The organism is Nocardioides sp. WG-D5 (assembly GCF_054031175.1).
Genome location: NZ_CM132928.1, coordinates 5,187,497 through 5,206,148, shown reverse-complemented (window position 1 = coordinate 5,206,148; position 18,652 = coordinate 5,187,497). Strand labels below are relative to the sequence as shown.

Annotated in this window: 19 protein-coding genes; 6 read left to right on the top strand and 13 right to left on the bottom strand. The window is 71.2% G+C overall.

What is annotated here, in order from left to right:
- Positions 1 to 130: 130 nt before the first annotated feature.
- The 6 genes from ACWZJV_RS25160 to ACWZJV_RS25135 are packed head-to-tail and all read right to left on the bottom strand — an operon-like array spanning position 131 to position 6,169.
- A complete protein-coding gene (locus ACWZJV_RS25160) occupies positions 131 to 1,129 on the bottom strand; it encodes a cyclase family protein (protein ID WP_457179261.1) in 999 nt (332 codons plus the stop codon).
- Positions 1,126 to 2,298 (bottom strand): alpha/beta hydrolase family protein, encoded by a 1,173-nt coding sequence (locus tag ACWZJV_RS25155; protein ID WP_457179260.1) that lies wholly within the window; start codon positions 2,296 to 2,298, stop codon positions 1,126 to 1,128. The genes ACWZJV_RS25160 and ACWZJV_RS25155 overlap by 4 nt, the downstream gene beginning before the upstream one ends.
- A 27-nt stretch (positions 2,299 to 2,325) precedes the next feature.
- Entirely contained in the window at positions 2,326 to 3,054 is a 729-nt protein-coding gene (locus ACWZJV_RS25150; protein WP_457179259.1) for an SDR family oxidoreductase, read from the bottom strand.
- A complete protein-coding gene (locus ACWZJV_RS25145) occupies positions 3,051 to 4,040 on the bottom strand; it encodes a fumarylacetoacetate hydrolase family protein (RefSeq protein WP_457179258.1) in 990 nt (329 codons plus the stop codon). The genes ACWZJV_RS25150 and ACWZJV_RS25145 overlap by 4 nt, the downstream gene beginning before the upstream one ends.
- A 9-nt stretch (positions 4,041 to 4,049) precedes the next feature.
- On the bottom strand, positions 4,050 to 5,015 hold the full coding sequence (locus tag ACWZJV_RS25140; RefSeq protein ID WP_457179257.1) for a VOC family protein: 966 nt from the start codon (positions 5,013 to 5,015) through the stop codon (positions 4,050 to 4,052).
- Positions 5,016 to 5,041: 26 nt separating this feature from the next.
- The gene (locus ACWZJV_RS25135; protein WP_457179256.1) at positions 5,042 to 6,169 is read right to left on the bottom strand and encodes an FAD-dependent monooxygenase; all 1,128 of its coding nucleotides are present in this window, start codon (positions 6,167 to 6,169) and stop codon (positions 5,042 to 5,044) included.
- Between the two features lie 115 nt (positions 6,170 to 6,284).
- On the opposite strand from ACWZJV_RS25135, the gene ACWZJV_RS25130 reads away from it, so the two are divergent.
- The 5 genes from ACWZJV_RS25130 to ACWZJV_RS25110 all read left to right on the top strand — a co-directional run bounded on the left by ACWZJV_RS25130 (position 6,285) and on the right by ACWZJV_RS25110 (position 12,164).
- Positions 6,285 to 7,211, top strand: a complete 927-nt coding sequence (locus ACWZJV_RS25130; RefSeq protein WP_457179255.1) for a LysR family transcriptional regulator — start codon at positions 6,285 to 6,287, stop codon at positions 7,209 to 7,211.
- Between the two features lie 121 nt (positions 7,212 to 7,332).
- Positions 7,333 to 8,523: an MFS transporter gene (locus tag ACWZJV_RS25125; RefSeq protein WP_457179254.1), complete on the top strand. Its 1,191-nt coding sequence runs from the start codon at positions 7,333 to 7,335 to the stop codon at positions 8,521 to 8,523.
- A 161-nt stretch (positions 8,524 to 8,684) separates the two neighbouring features.
- Positions 8,685 to 9,692, top strand: a complete 1,008-nt coding sequence (locus ACWZJV_RS25120; protein WP_457179253.1) for an FUSC family protein — start codon at positions 8,685 to 8,687, stop codon at positions 9,690 to 9,692.
- A 49-nt stretch (positions 9,693 to 9,741) separates the two neighbouring features.
- Complete coding sequence (locus tag ACWZJV_RS25115; RefSeq protein ID WP_457179252.1) at positions 9,742 to 10,449, top strand: LppX_LprAFG lipoprotein; 708 nt, start codon at positions 9,742 to 9,744, stop codon at positions 10,447 to 10,449.
- Complete coding sequence (locus tag ACWZJV_RS25110; RefSeq protein ID WP_457179251.1) at positions 10,446 to 12,164, top strand: MFS transporter; 1,719 nt, start codon at positions 10,446 to 10,448, stop codon at positions 12,162 to 12,164. Before ACWZJV_RS25115 ends, ACWZJV_RS25110 begins: the two co-directional genes overlap by 4 nt.
- On the opposite strand, the gene ACWZJV_RS25105 is transcribed toward ACWZJV_RS25110, so the two are convergent.
- Both ACWZJV_RS25105 and ACWZJV_RS25100 read right to left on the bottom strand, forming a co-directional pair.
- Positions 12,161 to 13,174: an IS481 family transposase gene (locus ACWZJV_RS25105; protein WP_457176814.1), complete on the bottom strand. Its 1,014-nt coding sequence runs from the start codon at positions 13,172 to 13,174 to the stop codon at positions 12,161 to 12,163. The genes ACWZJV_RS25110 and ACWZJV_RS25105 overlap by 4 nt on opposite strands.
- Positions 13,175 to 13,281: 107 nt before the next feature.
- Entirely contained in the window at positions 13,282 to 13,833 is a 552-nt protein-coding gene (locus ACWZJV_RS25100; RefSeq protein WP_457179250.1) for a DUF4188 domain-containing protein, read from the bottom strand.
- Between the two features lie 89 nt (positions 13,834 to 13,922).
- On the opposite strand from ACWZJV_RS25100, the gene ACWZJV_RS25095 reads away from it, so the two are divergent.
- Complete coding sequence (locus ACWZJV_RS25095; protein WP_457179249.1) at positions 13,923 to 14,555, top strand: MerR family transcriptional regulator; 633 nt, start codon at positions 13,923 to 13,925, stop codon at positions 14,553 to 14,555.
- Position 14,556: 1 nt separating this feature from the next.
- Here ACWZJV_RS25095 and ACWZJV_RS25090 read toward each other — a convergent pair whose 3' ends face one another.
- The 5 genes from ACWZJV_RS25090 to ACWZJV_RS25070 form a co-directional block, all read right to left on the bottom strand.
- On the bottom strand, positions 14,557 to 15,741 hold the full coding sequence (locus ACWZJV_RS25090) for a hypothetical protein (protein WP_457179248.1): 1,185 nt from the start codon (positions 15,739 to 15,741) through the stop codon (positions 14,557 to 14,559).
- Positions 15,742 to 15,752: 11 nt separating this feature from the next.
- Complete coding sequence (locus ACWZJV_RS25085; RefSeq protein WP_196874619.1) at positions 15,753 to 16,001, bottom strand: hypothetical protein; 249 nt, start codon at positions 15,999 to 16,001, stop codon at positions 15,753 to 15,755.
- Positions 16,002 to 16,116: 115 nt separating this feature from the next.
- Entirely contained in the window at positions 16,117 to 16,260 is a 144-nt protein-coding gene (locus tag ACWZJV_RS25080; protein ID WP_008361769.1) for a GPGG-motif small membrane protein, read from the bottom strand.
- Positions 16,261 to 16,300: 40 nt separating this feature from the next.
- On the bottom strand, positions 16,301 to 16,543 hold the full coding sequence (locus tag ACWZJV_RS25075) for a hypothetical protein (RefSeq protein WP_008361770.1): 243 nt from the start codon (positions 16,541 to 16,543) through the stop codon (positions 16,301 to 16,303).
- A gap of 87 nt (positions 16,544 to 16,630) precedes the next feature.
- Positions 16,631 to 18,640 (bottom strand): catalase, encoded by a 2,010-nt coding sequence (locus ACWZJV_RS25070; protein ID WP_457179247.1) that lies wholly within the window; start codon positions 18,638 to 18,640, stop codon positions 16,631 to 16,633.
- Positions 18,641 to 18,652: the final 12 nt, after the last annotated feature.

The window sequence follows — 18,652 nt, the reverse complement described above, 5'->3', positions numbered from 1 at the left end:
CGCTGGTCGAGCCGCCGGAGCCGCTAGGCGGAGGCGTGTCGAGACCAACACAGTCCCTCCGCGCTCGATGGGACTGTGTTGGTCTCGACACGCTCGGCCGCAGGCGGCCTCGCGGCTCGACCAGCGGTGGTCAGCGTAGGGCGATCGGGTTCACCGGGGCGCCGACGGCGCCGGTGACACGGAGCGGGGCCGCGGTGAGCAGGAACTCGTAGCGGCCGTCCTCCGCGCACGCGACCGCCAGGCCGTCGAGGTCCCACATCTCGCCCAGGAAGAGCCCGAGGTGCGGGATCGCGACCTGGTGGAGCGGCTGGAAGGCGTCGTCGAACTCGTTGGGCCGCACCTCGAAGCCCCAGGTATCGGTGGCGATCGCGGCGATCTCGGTGCGGTGGAGCCAGTCGGCGGTGGTGAAGGAGAGTCCAGGGGCCGGTCCCCCGGCGTAGCCGCCCCAGCCCTCGCCCGCGGCGACGCCGCGGCGGGCGCGGGCGAGCTGCCCGGTGCGTACGACGACGATGTCTCCGGGGCCCACGGCCGAGGTCGGGCCCTGCGCCGCGATCGTGCGCTCCAGGTGCTCCTCGGTGATCGCGAAGCCGTCGGGGAGCTCACCGTCCGTGCCGAGCTCGGTGCCGACCGCGCGGCCGACGTCGAGCAGCACCCCGCGGCCGCAGACCACGTCGGCGACCGTCTCGATCCCGGTGACACCGTCGCCGAGCGCGGTCACCACCGCCTCCGCCGGGCGGCCGTTCCAGGCCCGTCCGTGGTCGAAGATGTGGCCCAGCCCGTCCCACTGGGTCGAGCACTGCAGCGGCATCGCGATGACGTCGTCGGCGCCGCCGATCCCGTGCGGGAAGCCCTGGACGCCGGTGACCGCGTCGGTGCCGGTGTCGAGCATCGTGTGCACCGGATTCGTACGCCGCCGCCAGCCGTTCTGCGGCCCGTCCATGTCGAAGGGCAGCGAGAGCGAGTGGGACCGGCCGGTCCGCACCTGCCCCGCGGCCTCGACCCGCTTCGCGTCGGTGAGGAAGTTCATCGTCCCGCGGACGTCGTCCTCGCCCCAGCGTCCCCAGTTGGAGACCCGGGCGACCGTCTTCGCGATCTCGCCCTCGGGATCGGTGCGGTCCAGGACGGTCACGACGCGTCCAGCTCGGCGAAGGTGTCCGCGACCCAGTCGGCGATGAAGCCGGTGACGTGCGGGAGGTGGTCCAGGCCGATGTGCTCGGTGGTGCCCTCCTCGGGCGTGAAGATCCTCAGCTCACGCTTGGGGCTGCGCGTCGCCTGGTCGTAGGAGCGATGGGCGTAGGAGAGCGGGATCTGCCGGTCGTTCTCACCGTGGGCGATCAGGAACGGCACCGTGATCTGCTCGACCACTCCGTCGAGGTTGACGTCCTCGGCGAACCGGATGAACGTGTCGATGTCGGGCTGCCCCCACACCCACAGCACGTGGTCCCAGTAGTGCGGCACCGGGTTCTCGCCCTCCCGGTCGAGGCGGCGCTTCTGCACCGCACCCCAGTCGTGGTTGGCACCCCAGGCGACGCACAGTGCCAGCCGCTTCTCGTACGCAGCGGCGCGAGGCGCGTAGTAGCCGCCGAGCGACCAGCCCACGAGCCCGATCCGGTCGGCACGTACGTCCGAGCGGGTCTCCAGCCAGTCGACGCAGGCCGCGGCCCAGGCCTCGGTGTCGACGCGCGCGGTGAGACCGTCGAGACGCAGCGCCTCCCCGGCGCCGCCGCAGTCGACCATGAGCGTCGAGATGCCACGCGCGGCCAGCTCGGTGTGGACGCCGGAGCCGACCATCATCTCCTTGGTCGAGTCGAGCCCGTTCCACACGATCATGACGGGCGCCGGGCGACCGTCGGCGTTCGCCGGGTGGAAGTAGGCGGGCAGGCTGGTCTCACGGCCGTCCTCGACGTACGGGACGGCGACCTTCGTCGTCGGCTGGTCGAGCAGCTCGAAGGAGCGGACGAGCAGGTCGACGCTGCGCTGGTACTCGGCGTTGCGGCCCGGGTCCTTCGCGCTCTGCATCCGTTCGGCCTGGGAGACGTAGACCGAGGCACGGAAGAGCTTCTGCCCCGCCGTACGCCGGTGGCCCGCCTTCTCGGCCTCGCCGGCCTGCTCCTCGAGCTGATCGGCGACGCGGCGCCAGGCGGCCATGAACTCGGCGGTGCCGACGTCGGAGCCCTGCGCCGCCAGCTCCCGCAGCGGCCGGCAGGCCCGGTCGACCTCGTCGATCAGTCCGCCGGAGTTGAGCGTGGCGACCACGCCCAGGTTCCAGACGTAGTTGCCGGGAAAGTACTCGAACATCTCTTGTCCTCTTGGTTGTGATGGATCTCAGCGCAGCGCGTCGGAGACGGCCTTGGCGCCGGCGTGCGAGGCGACCCCGCCGTCGACGGGGATCTCGGCACCGGTGACGTATGCCGCCCCGTCACCGAGCAGGAAGACCACGACCGACGCGACCTCCTCGGGTGTGCCGACGCGGCCCAGCGGGGTCGCGGCGACCGAGGCCTCGCGGAACGCGTCAGGCGCGGAGGCGGTCATGGCGGTCTCGATGAAGCCGGGATGCACGGCGTTGACGCGGATCCCCCGCGCCCCCAGCTCGAGCGCAGCGGTGTGGGTGAGCCCGCGAACGGCCCACTTGCTGGTGGTGTAGGCCACCGGATAGTGCCCCTGCAGCGCGGCGAGCGACCCGATGGTGACGATCGACCCGCCGGCCGGCATCAGCGGCGCGAGCGCCTGGATGCCGAGCAGCGGCCCGAGCACGTTGACGTCGTGGGCGTCGCGCATGTCGGCGACGCTCGCGGCACCGACGCGGGCACGCCGGGTCACGCCGGCACAGCTCACCAGCCCGTGGACCGGTCCATGCGTCGACCCGGCGAGCTCGCCCGCCAGCGCGGCCCAGGCGTCCTCGTCGCGGACATCAAGGGCCCGTACGCCGGGCGCGGATTCGCGGTCGACGCCCACCGCCGTCCCGCCCGCGGCGGTCACCGCGGCCGCGACCGCCGCGCCGATCCCCGAGGCCGCTCCGGTGACCACGACCGTACGCCCGGCCAGCGAGCTCATCGAGGCACCTCCCGGGCGGCCGCCCGAGACGCACCGTCGCGACGGCGCACCGGCGGCAGCTCGGGGGCGGGCGGGGCGACCGCGACGGTGTTGGTGAGGGTGCCGATCCCCTCGACCTCGAGGGTGACCACGTCACCGGGCTGCAGCGGCTTCGGCTCCTGCGCGCCACGACGGCCCCAGAGCTCGGCCAGGCACCCGCCGTTGCCGACGGTGCCCGAGCCGAGGACGTCGCCGGCGACCACGCGGGAGTCGCGGGAGGCGTACGCGATCATCGTCTCGAAGGTCCAGCCGATGTTCGAGAGGCGGTCGCGGCCGACCTCGGTGCCGTTGACCGAGACCGTGCACAGCAGGTCGAGGAAGCCGTCCTCGTCGCGGTGCGGCTCGAGCTCGTCGGCGGTCACGATCCACGGCCCGAGCGTCGTCGCGAAGTCCTTGCCCTTCGCCGGTCCGAGACCGACCTGCATCTCGCGACCCTGCAGGTCGCGCGCCGACCAGTCGTTGAGGATCGTGTAGCCGAAGACGTACGCCCCGGCCTCCTCGGGGGAGACCGACCGGCCCTCGGAGCCGATGATCACCGCGACCTCCAGCTCTAAGTCCCGGGCCTCGCAGGCCGCCGGGAACGGGACCTCGGCATCCGGTCCGAGGATCGCGTGCGGGTTGGTGAAGTAGAAGGCAGGGGCGTCGTACCAGGCACCGGGGACGCCGACCGCGCCGTCGACGGAGCGGCGTACGCCCTCGACATGCTCCTCGAAGGCCACGAAGTCACGGACCGAGGCGGGCTCCAGCGGCGCCAGCAGCTCGACCTCGGCGAGGTCGAACGGACGCGCCGCCCGGGCATGGTCGGCGGCACGCTCGAGCACGTCGCGCCCGGCCTCGATCAGCGAGCGCATGGTGTGCCGGACGGCGAACGGGTGCAGGCCGTCGCCGGTGACCAGCCCGACGCGCGGCGCCCGCAGGTCCGGGTCGAGGAAGGTGGCGAGCTTCATCGGCTCTCCTCAGACCGGCGGGGCGACGAAGACGCCCTTGTCCGGGTCGTTGAAGGACTTGCCGGCGATCAGCTCGTTCATCGGGTTGGCGGTGCCCCACTGGTCGGTGACCTCGGGGTCGCTGAAGTCGTAGAGGTGCGGGTGCCAGGTGTCCTCGGCGAGCTCCTCGAGCTCGGTGGTGTACTCGATCGTGTTGCCGTGCGGGTCCAGGAAGTAGCTGAAGGTGTTGTTGCCGGCCAGGTGCCGCCCCGGCCCCCAGATCTTCTCCACGCCGGCGCGCAGCAGCCGCCCCGTGCCGCGCATGTACTCGTCCAGGCCGCGCATCTCAAAAGAGGCGTGGTGCAGTGCGACGTGCGGCCCGCGGGCGACCGCAAGACTGTGGTGGAACGTGTTCGTACGCAGGAACCACATCATCGACCCCAGCCGCGGATGCATCAGGGTGTCGGAGAGCGCGAAGCCGAGGTGGCGCTGGTAGAACGCCACGGTCTGCTCCGGGTTCGGCGAGTTGATGACGACGTGGGAGAGCTTGACCGGGACGGACTCCCCCTCCTCGATCTTCCGATGTTGACGCACGGCAACATCGCAGGAGACCTCGACCGTACGTCCGTCGTTGTCGAAGAAGCGGAAGCCGTAGCCGCCACCCGGGGTCAGCACTGGGCCGGGCTCGCTGACGAGGGTCACCCCGGCGCGGCCGAGCCGCTCGGCCATCGCGTCCACGTCGGCGTGGCTGGCCGCGCCGAAGGCGATCAGGTCCAGCCGCTTGTCGTCGGCGCGGCGCAGGCGCACGGAGTAGTGCTCGGGCGAGCCCTCCGCGGCCAGGAACACCAGACCGGAGTCGGTGGTCTCGGCCGAGAGCTTCCAGGTGTTCGTGTAGAACTCCAGCTGCCGCTCGTAGTCGGGCACGGCCAGGTCGACGTGGCGCAGGTGGGTGATGAGCCGCTCGGCGGGCGGGGTCTCGATGACGGGGTCGGTCACGGTGTTCTCCTCGTGAGATGGGTGGGTCAGGCGGGCTGGGTGACGAGGGTGGCGACGCGGGCCATCAGCCCGGGTACGTCACCGCGCTCGTGCGCCTTCAGCCAGGTGCAGAGCTGGAGCGAGGCCTCGACGACGGCCTTCGCGCGCGGTAGCCGTCGCTCGGTGAACGCGGGCCAGACGGCGTCCAGATCGTCGAGGCCGGTGAGCAGCTCGGCGAGCACCGCGGCGTCCTCGAGCGCCTGGGCGGCGCCCTGGGCCATGGTCGGCGGGCAGCTGTGGGCGGCGTCCCCGATGATCACGACCCGGCCGCGGTTCCACGGGCCGTCGACGACGTGGCTCTCGAAGTGGGTGTGGTTCACCCGCTCGGCGTCGGTCAGCGACGCCCGGATCTCGTCCCACGGCCCGTGGTACGCCTCGGCCAGCTCGCGCATCACCGCCAGGCCCTCCGCCGGCGAGAGGTCGGCCCGGTCCTGGGCCGGCTCGACGATGTAGGCGTAGAGGGAGTCCGGAGAGGTCGGGCAGTAGCCGGCGATGTAGGACGGTCCGCCGTAGAAGAGGTCGGTGCGGGTGACCTCGGCCGGTCGACGCGTGAAGGCTCTCCAGATCCCCATGCCGACCGGCTCGGGCTCGACCTCGATCCCGATCGCCCGACGCGTCCACGACCGCACCCCGTCGGCGCCGACGACGAGGTCGTAGCGCCCGTGCGACCCGTCGGCGAAGGCGACGTCGACGCCCGCCTCGTCCTGCTCGAGGCTCGACGGCGTGACCCCGAAGCGCACCTTGGCGCCGGCCGCGGCAGCCCGCTCCACCAGGATCCGGGCCAGCGCGGGGCGGTACATCCCCACCGTCGCCGGCAGGTCCGGCCCGCCGGTGCGGTGGTCCTCGAGCTCGACCAGCAGGGTCCCGGCCGGGTCGGGCGCACGCAGCCCGAGGGTGTCGTAGCCGAAGCCCTCCGCCCGCACCCGCTCCCACACGCCCAGGTCGCGCAGCACCCGCAGGGCGTTGCCCTGCAGGGTGATCCCCGAGCCGAGGGCGGCGAGGTCCGGCTTGGCGTCGACGAGGTCGACCGAGACACCGCGTTCGGCGAGCAGGATCGCGGTCGCCGTCCCGGCGGTTCCGGCGCCGATGACGAGAACCGAGCTGATGGCGGGCATGAGATCTCCCTGGAGGTGCGGGGGTGGAGTGACGAGCACCACTCTCGCTCCCGCAGAACTATTCAGGAAGGGCAGATCCTCTATCCCGCCTATTCATGGCGTTTATAGTCTGGGCATGGCCGCCGATCCGCTCCGCAACCTCGATCTCAACCTGCTGCTGTCGCTGGACGCGCTGCTCGAGGAGCGCAACGTGACCCGGGCGGCAGAGCGGCTCGGGCTGAGCCAGCCGGCGGTCTCGGCCGCACTGCGGCGTCTCCGGCGGCACTTCGGCGACGAGCTCCTCGTCCGCACCGGCAACCGCTACGACCTCACCCCGCTGGCCACCCAGCTGCGCGGCACCACCACGACAGCGCTCGTCGGCGTACGCCGGGTCTTCGAGGCCGAGCCCGGCTTCGACCCGGCGACCTCGACCCGCGAGTTCACCGTCGTCGCCTCGGACTACTCCGCGACCGTCCTCGGCGACCACCTCGCCACCGAGGTGGCCCAGGAGGCCCCGGGCGTACGCCTGCGGTTCCAGCTGCAGACCCACGCCGACGTCGACCAGGCGCCGGAGTCACTGCGGCACGTCGACGGGATGGTGCTCCCACACGGCTTCGTCCACGACGTGCCCGCGGTCGAGCTCCACACCGACGGCTGGGTGCTGGTCGTCTCGGCCGACAACGACGCCGTCGGCGACGAGATCACCATGGAGCAGCTCGCCGAGATGCCGTGGGTGGTCACCCACCACGCCCCGACCGCCTTCACCCCGGCCGTACGCCAGCTCAGCATGATCGGGGTCGATCCCGACGTCCACGTGGTGACCGAGAGCTTCCTGCCGGTCCCGTTCCTGGTCGCCGGGACCCCGCGGGTCGCCCTGCTGCAGCAGCAGCTCGCCGCGCGGCTGGCCGGGGCCGCCGGCGTACGCACCCTCGACTGCCCCTGGGACGTCCTCCCGCTCAAGGAGGCGTTCTGGTGGCACCCCGCCCACCGCGCCGACCCGGGACACGGCTGGCTCCGCCGGATGATGGCACGCGCCGCGGCGCAGCTGGGCCAGCCGGACTGACCCCAAACCATCGACGGGGCTGATACCCGACAGAAGCAGGTTTGGCTTCCGCAATACCTTCCGCGTCTCCCACGATTCTGTGACTGCTGTCACATCATCTCGGCCGACCGTGGGAGAACCCATGCCCGACACCACCATGCCGTCCCGGCGAGCCGGACGCCCTCAGGGCTTCCTGCTGATGTTCATGAGCTGCCTGCCCGTCCTCGGCGCCGTGCTGCTCGCTCCCGTCCTGCCGCGGATGCAGGACCACTTCGGCGACAGCGGGGCGGCGACCGCGCTGGTGCCGCTCTCGCTCACCGTCCCGGCGCTGATGATCACGCTGCTGGCGCCGTTCGCGGGCCGCATCGTGGACCGGTTCGGTCGCAAGCGGCTGCTGCTGACCGGCCTGGTGGTCTACGCCGTCTTCGGCACCGCGCCGCTGTGGCTGGACGGGCTCGCCGCGATCGTGCTCAGCCGCGCCGGGGTCGGCGTCGCCGAGGCGGCGATCATGACCTGCTGCACGACGCTCATCTCCGACTACTTCTCCGGCACCGAGCGCGACCGCTGGCTCGGGATGCAGACCGTGTTCGCGTCGCTGTCGGCGACCGCGTTCTTCGCCCTCGGCGGTGCGCTGGGTGCCCAGGACTGGCGCACCCCGTTCTGGCTCTACGCCTCCAGCCTGCTCTTCCTCGTCCTCGCCGCGGCGCTCATCTGGCAGCCCGCCGGCGAGACCGCTCGGGCCGGCGAGCGCACGCCCCTCCCACCGTTGCCCGCCCGTGCCCTCGCGCTGCCGTGCGCGGTCACCGTCGTCGGCGGCATCGTCTTCTACACCCCGATCGTGGAGCTGCCCTACGTCCTCGACGCGGCCGGGATCACCGCCGTTCCCACCATCGGCGCGTTCACCGCGCTCGCCTCGCTCGCGACGGCCGGTGGTGCGTACGCCTTCGGCCGGATCTCGGGCCGCGGCACCGCGTTCCTGCTTCCCCTGGCCTTCCTGCTGGCCGGAGCCGGTCTGGTCGTGCTCGGTGCCACCTCGGTGGTGCCGGTCATCGTGCTCGGCGCGGTGGTCGCCTCGGCCGGCACCGGCCTGATGCTGCCCACGCTGCTCGTCTGGGCGCAGTCCGGGCTCAGCTTCGAGCAGCGCGGTCGCGGCACCGGCCTGTGGACCGCCGCCCTGTTCCTCGGCGAGTTCGTCTGCCCGCTGCTCGTCGTCGTCTTCACCGGCGCTCTCGGCGGCCTCGGTGCCGCCGTCGTCCTCGTCGGAGCCGTCGCCGTCCTCCTCGCCCTCCTCACCCGTCGCGTCCTCACCCGCGGCGTGCCCGTCGCCGCTTGAGCTCCGAGTGATCTCCGAGGAGGTCAAGAACCGGGATACCGGGTACCGGATCACTCCGTCGCCGAGCGAGGGAGCATGCGATGACACCTGCCGTCACACCCGTCACGGAGCGATGGGCTAACTTCCGTGCGCGTGTTCGCCGCCTTCCGTGGGGTCAGGCGTTGACGACGGCGGTCGCAGGTGCCATCGCGTTCTGGGTGGGTGCGGTCTTTCACGGCCCGGCGGGCGAGTTCCCCTACTACGCACCCCTGGGCGCCGTGGTGGCGATGTCCACGACCGTGCTGGGCTCGGTGCGCACGTCGGTCCAGAGCATGGTCAGCATCTGGCTGGGCTCGGCGATCGCCCTGGCCATCGGCGCGGTGCTCTCGCCCAGCCCCGCGACGGTGGCGCTGGTGATCGCGGCGGGAACGATCGCGGGTTCCACGGGTTGGCTCGACGACTCCGGCTACTGGGTCCCGACGGCCGCCTTGTTCGTGCTGATCATCGGGACGGAGGACCCGGTGGCGTTCGTGAGCGCCTTCGGCGGCCTCACCCTGATCGGGGCCGCGATCGGAGTCGCGATGACGATGCTCTTCCCGCAGCTGCCCCTCGCGCCCGCGGAGCGAGCGATCAGCGACGTACGTCGCGAGGTGCTGGTCCAGCTCCGGCGGCTGGCACATGCTCTCCAACGAGACACGCCACCGACGGAGACCCAGTGGAGCGACTTCCTGGCGCAGCCGGAGCCGGCCCTGCAGAGCATGCGCGCCGCGAGACAGCTCGTCCTCGACGCCTCCCGCGCGAACAGGCGTCGAGAACGCCACCGATACCGCCTGGACAGGCAGCTCGAGCAGGCGGCGAGCCTCGAGCGGGTGTGCCTCCTGGTCGAGGAGCTCACCCAGCTCCTGGAAGAGGAGGAACGGGAGGGCAACGATCAGGTCGGGCTGGGCCCGGAGCTGCGTCCTCCCACGGCGCGGGCGCTGCTCGCGCTCGCGGACCTGGTGGAGTCGGGCGACGGGCGCACCGCCGACCCGGAGGCCAAGGCGGACGCACAGGCCGCGCTGGCCGCCCTCGTCGACCAGATCCACGAGGTACGCGTGAGCGAATCCCCCGATGACGAGCTGTTCACCGCCGGCGGCATCGTCACCACCATCCGGCGGTGCATCGAGACTCCGCGTCCGGTCCACCGATGAGGCCACCCTGAGCACCGCGGGGGTTGCGGGACGTGGCATTCTGAGCGGCATGCCACTGAGCCTGCCACGCCTCACCTTCGCGCTCGTCGCCCTTCTGGCCGCGCTTCTCGTGATGACCTCCTGCGGCGACGAGGACCCGGCCCAGGGCCGTACGCCGAAGCAGGTGCTCGCGGCCGCGAAGAGCCACCTCGACGAGACGAGCGGAATCAACTTCACGCTCGCCTCCGACGACCTGCCCGAGGGCATCACGACGCTCAAGGCGGCGACGGGGACGCTGACCCGCAAGCCCGCGTTCGAGGGCAAGCTGACCGTGCCGGTGATGGGCGCCGAGGCGCAGGTCGACGTGGTCTCGGTCGACGGCGTCGTCTACGCGAAGCTGCCGTTCACGACCACGTTCCAGGAGCTCGACCCGGCCGACTACGGCGTGCCCGACCCGGCGGCGCTGATCGCGCCGGAGACCGGCATCTCCTCGCTGCTCTCCGCGACCGAGGACGTGAAGATCGGCAAGTCGGTGCGCGGTGGCGCCGACAACGACGAGATCCTCTCGACCTACACCGGCACCCTGCCGGACACGGCGGTCCAGAAGATCCTGGCCGGCGCGGCGGGCGACTTCGACGTCACCTACATCATCAACGACTCCGACGAGCTCACCGAGGCCACGATCAAGGGCCACTTCAGCGGTGAGGGCGAGGCGGCGTACTCCTACACGATCGACATCACCGAGTACGACGTCGAGAAGGAGATCGCCAAGCCGTGAGGGTGATCCTCTGGCTCGCCGCGGTCGCGGTGGCGTTCGCCGCCGCGGACACCTACGTCGTCGTGCTGGCGCTGCCGGACATGATGGCGGGCGTCGGGCTCTCGATCGAGGAGCTCCAGCGGGCCGCGCCGCTGATCTCGGGCTTCCTGCTGGGGTACGTGGCGGTGCTGCCGCTGATCGGACGCCTCGCCGACCTCCTCGGCCACCTGCCGGTGCTCGTCGGCGGGCTGGTGGTCTTCGCCTTCGGCTCGTTCCTGACCGCACTGTCGTGGGACCTGGCGGCGATGGTGGTCGGCCGGTTCTTCCAGGGGCTGGGCGGTGGCGCGCTGGTCCCGGCGACCCTCGCCCTGGTCGCGGCGCTCTACCCCGCCGAGCGTCGCGGCGTTCCGCTCGGCCTGGTCTCGGCGGTCCAGGAGCTCGGCTCCGTGCTCGGGCCGCTGATCGGGGCGGTCGTGCTCGCAATCGCCGACTGGCGCGCGATCTTCCTGCTCAACCTCGTCGTCGGCGTCGTCCTGGCGGTCGCGATCCAACGCCTGGGCCGCTCGGACCCGGCGCTCGCCCGGTCCACCCGACCGGACCTGATCACGCTCCTGTTCCTGCTCCTCGCCGGCGTCGCGTTCGTGCTGCTGGCGGTCGAGCCCGCCGCCCTCGTCCAGGACCTGACCTGGGGGGCGCTCTACGTGCCCGCGGTCGGGTCGACGCGCTGGCTGACCCCGCTGGGCCTGGTCACGATCCTCGCCACCCTCGGCTTCCTGGTGAAGTGGGGCCTGCGGTCCGGCGTACGCAGCGTGCTCGGCCGGATCACCGCCGAGGTCGACCTCCTCGGGGCGCTGCTGCTCTCGATCGCCCTGGCCGGGGTGATCCTCGCCTTCGCGACCGCCGACCCCGAGGTGGCGGTCTTCTCCGAGCAGGGCACCTGGTATCTCGTGGCCGGCGGGCTGGCGCTGCTCGGCTTCGTCTTCCACCTGCGCCGGGCACAGGACCCGATCGTGCCGCGCGGCGCGTTCGCCCGGACGCCGGCGTGGGGCTCGGTGCTGGTCTCGTTCTTCGTCGGGGCGGCGCTGGTGGCCGCGCTCATCGACGTGCCGCTCTTCGCCCGCACCACGATCTACGGCGACAGCCAGCTGAAGGCGGCCCTGGTGCTGCTCGAGTTCCTGGTCGCACTGCCGGTGGGGGCCGTCGCCGGCGGCTTCCTGACCAGGCGGCTGCCGGCGGGGGTGATCGCCGGAGCCGGCATGCTGCTGGCGGCGGTCGCGTTCGTGTTCATGGCGCGCTGGGACGCCGACGCGCTGCGCTCGATCGCGGCGACCGTCGTGCTCGTCGCCGGCGGTCTCGGCTTCGGTCTCGCCCTGGCGCCGGTCAACGCCGCGATCCTGGCCACCACCGAGCAGTCGATGCACGGCCTGACCACGTCCTTCACCGTGGTGGCCCGGATGGTGGGCATGCTCGTCGGCATCTCGGCGCTGACCACGATCGGCCTGCGCAGCTACTACGCCGCCCAGGCGGACCTGCCCTCGCTGTCCTCGGTGTGCACCGGCGGCGGGATGTGCGAGGACTACCAGGACCTGCTCATCGGCGCCGCCATCGCCCAGGAGCACACCGTCTTCGCCGGCGCCGCGGTCTGCGCGGCGATCGCCGCGCTGCTCGCGCTGGTGCTGCTGCGGGGCGCTCCCACCCGGGCCCTGTCGCCGAGCGAGACCGTCACCGCGCTCTAGGTGTTCTGGCCGGGGAGGTTGGGTACGCGGTCGATTGGTGACTTGCCTTTGAGGCTGGTGTGGCCGCGGTGGTGATTGTAGTGATGCAGCCATGCGGGGTATGTGGCTGCTCGGTCGGCTTCTGAGGTGTAGGTCGTGGCGTAGGCCCACTCTTCGAGCAGTGTCCGGTTGAACCGTTCGACCTTGCCGTTGGTCTGTGGTCGATACGGCCGCGTGCGTCGGTGCTTGACCCGCCGGCCGAGCGTTTTGGCCCAGAGCCGGCTGCGGTAGCAGGAACCGTTGTCGGTGAGCACGGCCTTGACGGTGATGCCGTGGGCGGCGAAGAACCTCTTGGCGCGCTTCCAGAACGCTGCTGCGGTCTCCTTACGCTCGTCACTGAGGATCTCGGAGTAGGCCAGCCGGGAATGGTCGTCGACGGCGTGGTGCAGATAGACGTAGCCGCGCGAGGACGCGGCACCGGCTCGGCCTGCCCGGTCGCGGGCCGCGTGAGTTGCTCGCGCCTGTGCCGAGTCCCGACCGAAGACCCTCCACCCACCGCCGTCGGGGATCTTGCCGAGCTTCTTGACGTCGACGTGGATCAGGTCGCCGGGTGCTGGGTGTTCGTAGCGGTGCTTGTCTCGTGAGGAGGTCTTGATCCGGGCGCCGGTGGCCGGGTCGGTCCACTTCAGTCGCGGGCAGCCGTTGCGTCGAAGGACCTGGTGAACGGTGGAGGGGTTCTGGCCGAGGTGGTAGGCGATCCGGGCTGGTCCCCAGCGCCGCGTCACCCGCAGCTTCACGATCCGTCGCTCGGTCCGCTGCGGCAGCCGGTTCGGGCAGCGGTGCGGACGCGAGGATCGGTCGACCATCCCGGCCTTGCCGAGCTCGCGATAGCGCTGGGCCCAGCGCCGCGCGGTCGTGACACCGACGGAGAACCGCTCAGCGGCCCTGGCGTAGGACCAGCCCTTGTCGACGACGAGTTTGGCTAGGCGCAGACGTCCCGCTGGTGTGAGGGTGGCGTTAGCGTGGGACACGAAGACCTCCGTGGTGGATGTGGGTGCGTGGTAGCTCCACACCTCACCCGGAGGTCTTCGTCATCGTCCAGTCGGCCCGCCGTACCTAACGTCCGTGGTCAGAACATCTAGGTCGTCTCGACGTACTCCGGACGGGTGGAGCCCATCCGCTCGTGGGTCGCGTTGCGCCGCCCGCCGGCCCGCTCGACCACGCCGAGCGCGGCTCCGAGCCCGAACGTCGGCATGTTGCCGTAGAGCGTCTCGACCTGGTCGGCCGGGACCCGGTAGGTCTCGTGCCAGATCCCGATGTCACCGGTCGAGGCCGCGCGCCGGTTGAAGGCGGCCCAGGCCGGAGCGTGCGTGAGCGACGGGTCCTTGGCGAACCGGCCGAGCTCCTCGACGCTGCGCCAGTACTGCACCGTCATCAGCACCCTCCCCGACCAGTAGCTGCGCGCCGAGAGCAGTCCGAGATCCGAATTCTTGGCGAGCTCGGCGAGCATCCGCGGCATCGCGACGAACACCGGGAACCAGCTGCGCACCTTGCGCCAGCGGTTGACCCGCATCCCGATCAGGAACACGACGACCTCGCCGGTGCCGACATCGGCGACGCGGTGGCCGGGCGCGACGCCGCTCGGCACGTTCTTCGGAGCCTCTCGGTAGGCCCGCGCGATCTTGGACATGCCCGTCTCCTCACTAGATAGCGACAGTATCTAGTCTAGGATAGTGCTCCTATCCAGCAAGGCTGTCAACCACTTTCAACGGAGGAACCATGCGGATCTCCGAGCTCGCCGACTCGACCGGCGTGAGCGTCGCGACGATCAAGTACTACCTGCGCGAAGGCCTCCTCTCCCCCGGCAGAAAGCTCTCCGAGCGCCTGGCCGACTACGACAACCAGCACGTACGCCGCCTCCGCCTGCTCCGCGTGCTGCGCGACGTCGGCGCCGTCCCGGTCGGAGCGCTCAAGGCACTGGTCGACGCCACCCAGGACCGCAGCGCGTCGGTGCACGACATGTTCGGCGAGGCCTGCGACGCGCTCCGCACCGAGACGACGGTCCCCGAGACGAGCGACGCCCACCTTCGCGAGCTCGCCGACCAGATCGTCGAGCGGGCGGGGTGGACGAAGGTCAGGCCCGACGCCCCCGAGCGTGACCATCTCGCCGGCATCATCAGCGTCATCCTCGACAGCGGCCTTCCCACCGACCCCGAGGGCGCGGCGACCTACCTGCCTCTCGTGGACGCGATCGCCGCCTACGAGCTCGACCAGATCGACGCCACTCAGGACCGCGAGGCCATGATGGAGCAGATGGTGCTGGGCCAGGTCGTCCTCGGGGAGTTCCTGCTCTGCCTGCGGCGGCTGGCGCACGAGCACCACAGCGCGCTGCGGTTCGCCGGGCGTCGCTGACCTAGCCCACTCGGATCTGCAGCCGTTCGCGGGCGGGGATCCGCGGGTAGGTGCTCCCGCGCTCGACCACGCTCCAGGAGGCACCGGCGAAGATCTCCACGGTGGCCGAGATCATCGCGATCGTCGAAGGCTCACCCGGACACCGGTGACCCTCCGCCGGGTCTCCCCCGCCCTGCGGCACGAGCTCGAAGGCGTCGACGTCGCGACCGACGAACCGCTCGGCCGAGAAGGTGTAGGGGGCGGACCACGATCCCGGGTCCAGGTTGGTCCCGGGCACGTCGAGGACGACCCGCTGTCCCGGGGAGACGATCTCGCCGTCCCAGTCGGCATGCTGCCGGGCGATGCCGGCGAGCGCGGGGACGAACGGGAAGACGCGGCGTACCTCCTGGGTGAAGGCGTGGCGGCGCGTGGGATCCTCGGCGAGCACCGGGCGCAGTCGTGGCTCGTCGTCGAGGGTCTGGACGGCGAAGGTGCCGAGGTAGGCCACCGCGACGGCGGGACGGAGCACGTTGAGCAGCTCGACCGCGGCCACCGGGACCGGCAGCAGGTCGTCGTGCGGGTCCCGCCAGGCGGCGATGACCTCCACGGGCGTCGAGGGCGGCGTCCGGGCCGCGCGTGCCTCGCGGATCAGCTCCCGCGCCCAGCGGTTGGCCCACAGCCGGGCCGCCCAGGCCATCGGGTAGGACGAGCCGGAGAAGCCGAACCCGTCGACGATCGCGGCCAATCGCCGCCCGACCCGGCCGGGGTTGCGCACCGAGATGCCGGCCCACTCCAGGACCGCCCGGGCGTAGGCCTCCGACAGCAGGGTGAACACCTCCACCGTCTCGCCGCGACGCTCGCCCAGGACCGAGCGGAGGTGGCGGCGTACGAGATCGTGGAGGGTCGTGTCGGCATCGTCGAGCAGGTCGAGGAAGTGCGCCTTGCGGTGCAGGTGCTCGGCGCCGTCGAGGCCGTGGACGGCGCCACGGCCGAAGAGCAGCGCGGCCAGCGGGGCCGGCACCGCACCGGTGCGCCGGATGAGCGAGGGATCGTAGAAGCGACGTACGGAGGCGGGACCGCTCACCACCAGCGCGTCGTTCCCGAGGAGCTTGACGGGGCAGGCCGGCGGGTCGCCGGCTCGCCGTCGGGCGTCGGGAATCGCGTGGTAGCCGTGGCGAAGCAGGTCCGTGGCGAGATCGCGGGTCATCCGGATCGCCGTCAGGAGCCGCTGGTGACCCGGTCGCTCACCCCGGTCACACCGACCTCGTGAGCGCAGTGGGCACAGCAGAACATGTGCTGCTCGTTCTGCACCCCGTGTCCGAGGATGCGGGTGCCGCAGTTGACGCACACCGGCGCGATCACCGACACCGCACACTCGATCGAGTCGAAGACATGCTGCTCACCCGAGGCCGTGGTCACCTCGAAGCTCCCGTCGTACTCGTTGCCGCACGTGGCGCACTTACCCATGGTCGGTCCTTTCGTTCGGCTTCGTCACCCGGCCTCACACCGGGCATGACTCCGGGCTTCACTCCGGACACCACGCGGCCCGGGGCCCCACAGGGGGCACCGGGCCGCACGGTCTCTAGGTGAAGATGCTCACCCCACCGGGGCCGACCAAAAGACCGACCACGATGAGGACAGCTCCCCACAGGATTTGGCCACGGACCAGCGCAAGGATTCCGCCGATCACCAGGACTGCCGCGATCAGCCATAGGAGTAGTGCCATTTTGATCTCACCTCGGTGTGTAGTTGTTGCGGGGGAAAGCTCAGACGTTCCCGTCCAAGCGGCTACGGAGCAGGGCCTTCGCCTCCTCGGCACCCTGCACGGAGTTGGCCTGAGCACGGACGAACAGGTCCTCCAGGTCGGTGTCCTTCGAACGGCGCGCGTCCTCGATGTAGGTGTCCAGACGCAGTGCGTTGTCCAGGCAGGCCTCGGTGAACCAGATGAGGTTGTAGTCCTTGTCAGGGGTTCCCGTGACGGTTCCGGTCTCAACGCTCTTCGTGGTCATGCGGATCACTCCTCATGAGTTCTCTCGTGCGTACGGCCCCACCGGTACCCACCTCGCGCGCTCGTAAACCCTCCGACCGGGAAACGATCAGGAGAGAGCGAACCTCTCCCACGAACGGTGCGCGCCCAGGAGGTCGGGAAGCTCCGCGGCGACCATCGAGCCGGACGCCTCCGCCTTGACGCCCGGCGCGGGCACGGCGATACCCGCCGTCGCGATGACCTCGACCCCGTCACCCCAGGCCAGGAGCGCCTTGCCGTGCCGGAAGATCTCCTCGACCAGCAGCATCACATGCGGGTCCGAGGCGACCGAGGCCGCGCCGTCGGCGACCACGAGCGCGTCGAACTCGACCGAGCGAGCGGTGGCGAACGTACGCTGCACGGTCAGGTCGTCGCCGAGCGGTGCCGCGGTCGGGGCGACCAGCAGCGGCATCATCCGTGACCCGAGGAGCGCCGTACGCAACCCGTCGATCTCGTCGGCCGGGCTGTCCGGGCCGGCGACGATCCCGACGACCCGGCCGTCCGGCGGGTAGGAGCCACCGAGCATCGACAGGGCCGGGCTGGGCTCCGGGTCTGCGAGCTCACCCGTCGGCGAGGGCGCCGGCAGGCCGAGGGCGGTGGCGACCCCGCCGCACAGGTCCGGGGCGATCTCGGCCAGGCACTGGAGCTGGCGCTCCCGGATCTCCGGCTCGTGGACCTTGCCCAGCTCGAAGGCGTACGCCGCGACGATGTGCTGCTTCTCCACCGGTGTCATCGACAGCCAGAAGAGCCGCGCCTGGCTGAAGTGGTCGTCGAACGAGGCCGGCTGCGTGCGCTGCTTGGCCGTCTCGGGCACCGTCACCGGGTTGTCCAGGAAGGCACCCTGCGGGTCGCCGGCCAGGAACGGGCAGCCACCGTCGAGCGAGTTCGGGTGGTAGGGCGCCACCCCACGGTGCACCTCGTGCTGGTGGAACCCGTCGCGCAGCATGTCGTTGACCGGCGCGTGCGGCCGGTTGACCGGGATCTGGTTGAAGTTCGGCCCGCCGAGCCGGGTCAGCTGGGTGTCGACGTAGGAGAAGAGCCGCGCCTGCAGCAGCGCGTCGTCGGTGACGTCGATGCCCGGCACCAGGTTGCCGACGTGGAAGGCGACCTGCTCGGTCTCGGCGAAGAAGTTGTCCGGGTTGCGGTCCAGGACCAGCCGGCCGATCGTCTGGACCGGCGCGATCTCCTCGGGAACGAGCTTGGTCGGGTCGAGCAGGTCGATGCCCTCGTAGGTCTGCTCGGGGGTGTCCGGGAAGACCTGGACGCCCAGCTCCCACTCCGGGTAGGCACCGGCCTTGATCGCCTCGGCGAGGTCGCGGCGGTGGAAGTCCGGGTCGAAGCCGCCGAGCATCTGGGCCTCCTCCCAGAGCAGGCCGTGCACCCCGAGCTTCGGCTTCCAGTGGAACTTGGCCAGGCTCGTCCTCCCCGCCGCGTTGACCAGCCGGAAGGTGTGCACGCCGAAGCCCTCCATCATCCGGTAGGAGCGGGAGATGCCGCGGTCGGACATGTTCCACAGCGTGTGGTGCTGGGCCTCGGTGTGCAGGGAGACGAAGTCCCAGAAGGTGTCGTGCGCGGACTGCGCCTGCGGGATCTCGCGGTCGGGATGCGGCTTGCCGGCGTGGATCACGTCGGGGAACTTGATGCCGTCCTGGATGAAGAAGACCGGGATGTTGTTGCCGACGAGGTCGAAGGTGCCCTCCTCGGTGTAGAACTTCGTCGCGAACCCGCGGGTGTCGCGCACCGTGTCCGCGCTGCCCCGCGAGCCCAGCACCGTGGAGAACCGCACGAAGACCGGCGTCTCCCGGCCCTCGGCGAGGAAGCCGGCGCTGGTGACGGTCTCGGCGGTTCCGTACGCCGTGAAGGTGCCGTGCGCCCCGGCACCGCGGGCGTGGACCACGCGTTCGGGGATCCGCTCGTGGTCGAAGTGGGTGATCTTCTCGCGAAGATGGTGGTCCTGGAGCAGGGTCGGGCCGCGTTCGCCCGCCTTGAGGGACTTGTCGGTCTCGCGGAGGCGCACACCGCCTGAGGTGGTCAGCCACTCGGTCTGGTCGGGGGTGCCAGGGCTCGGCGTGTCGGTCATGGCGGTCCTTCG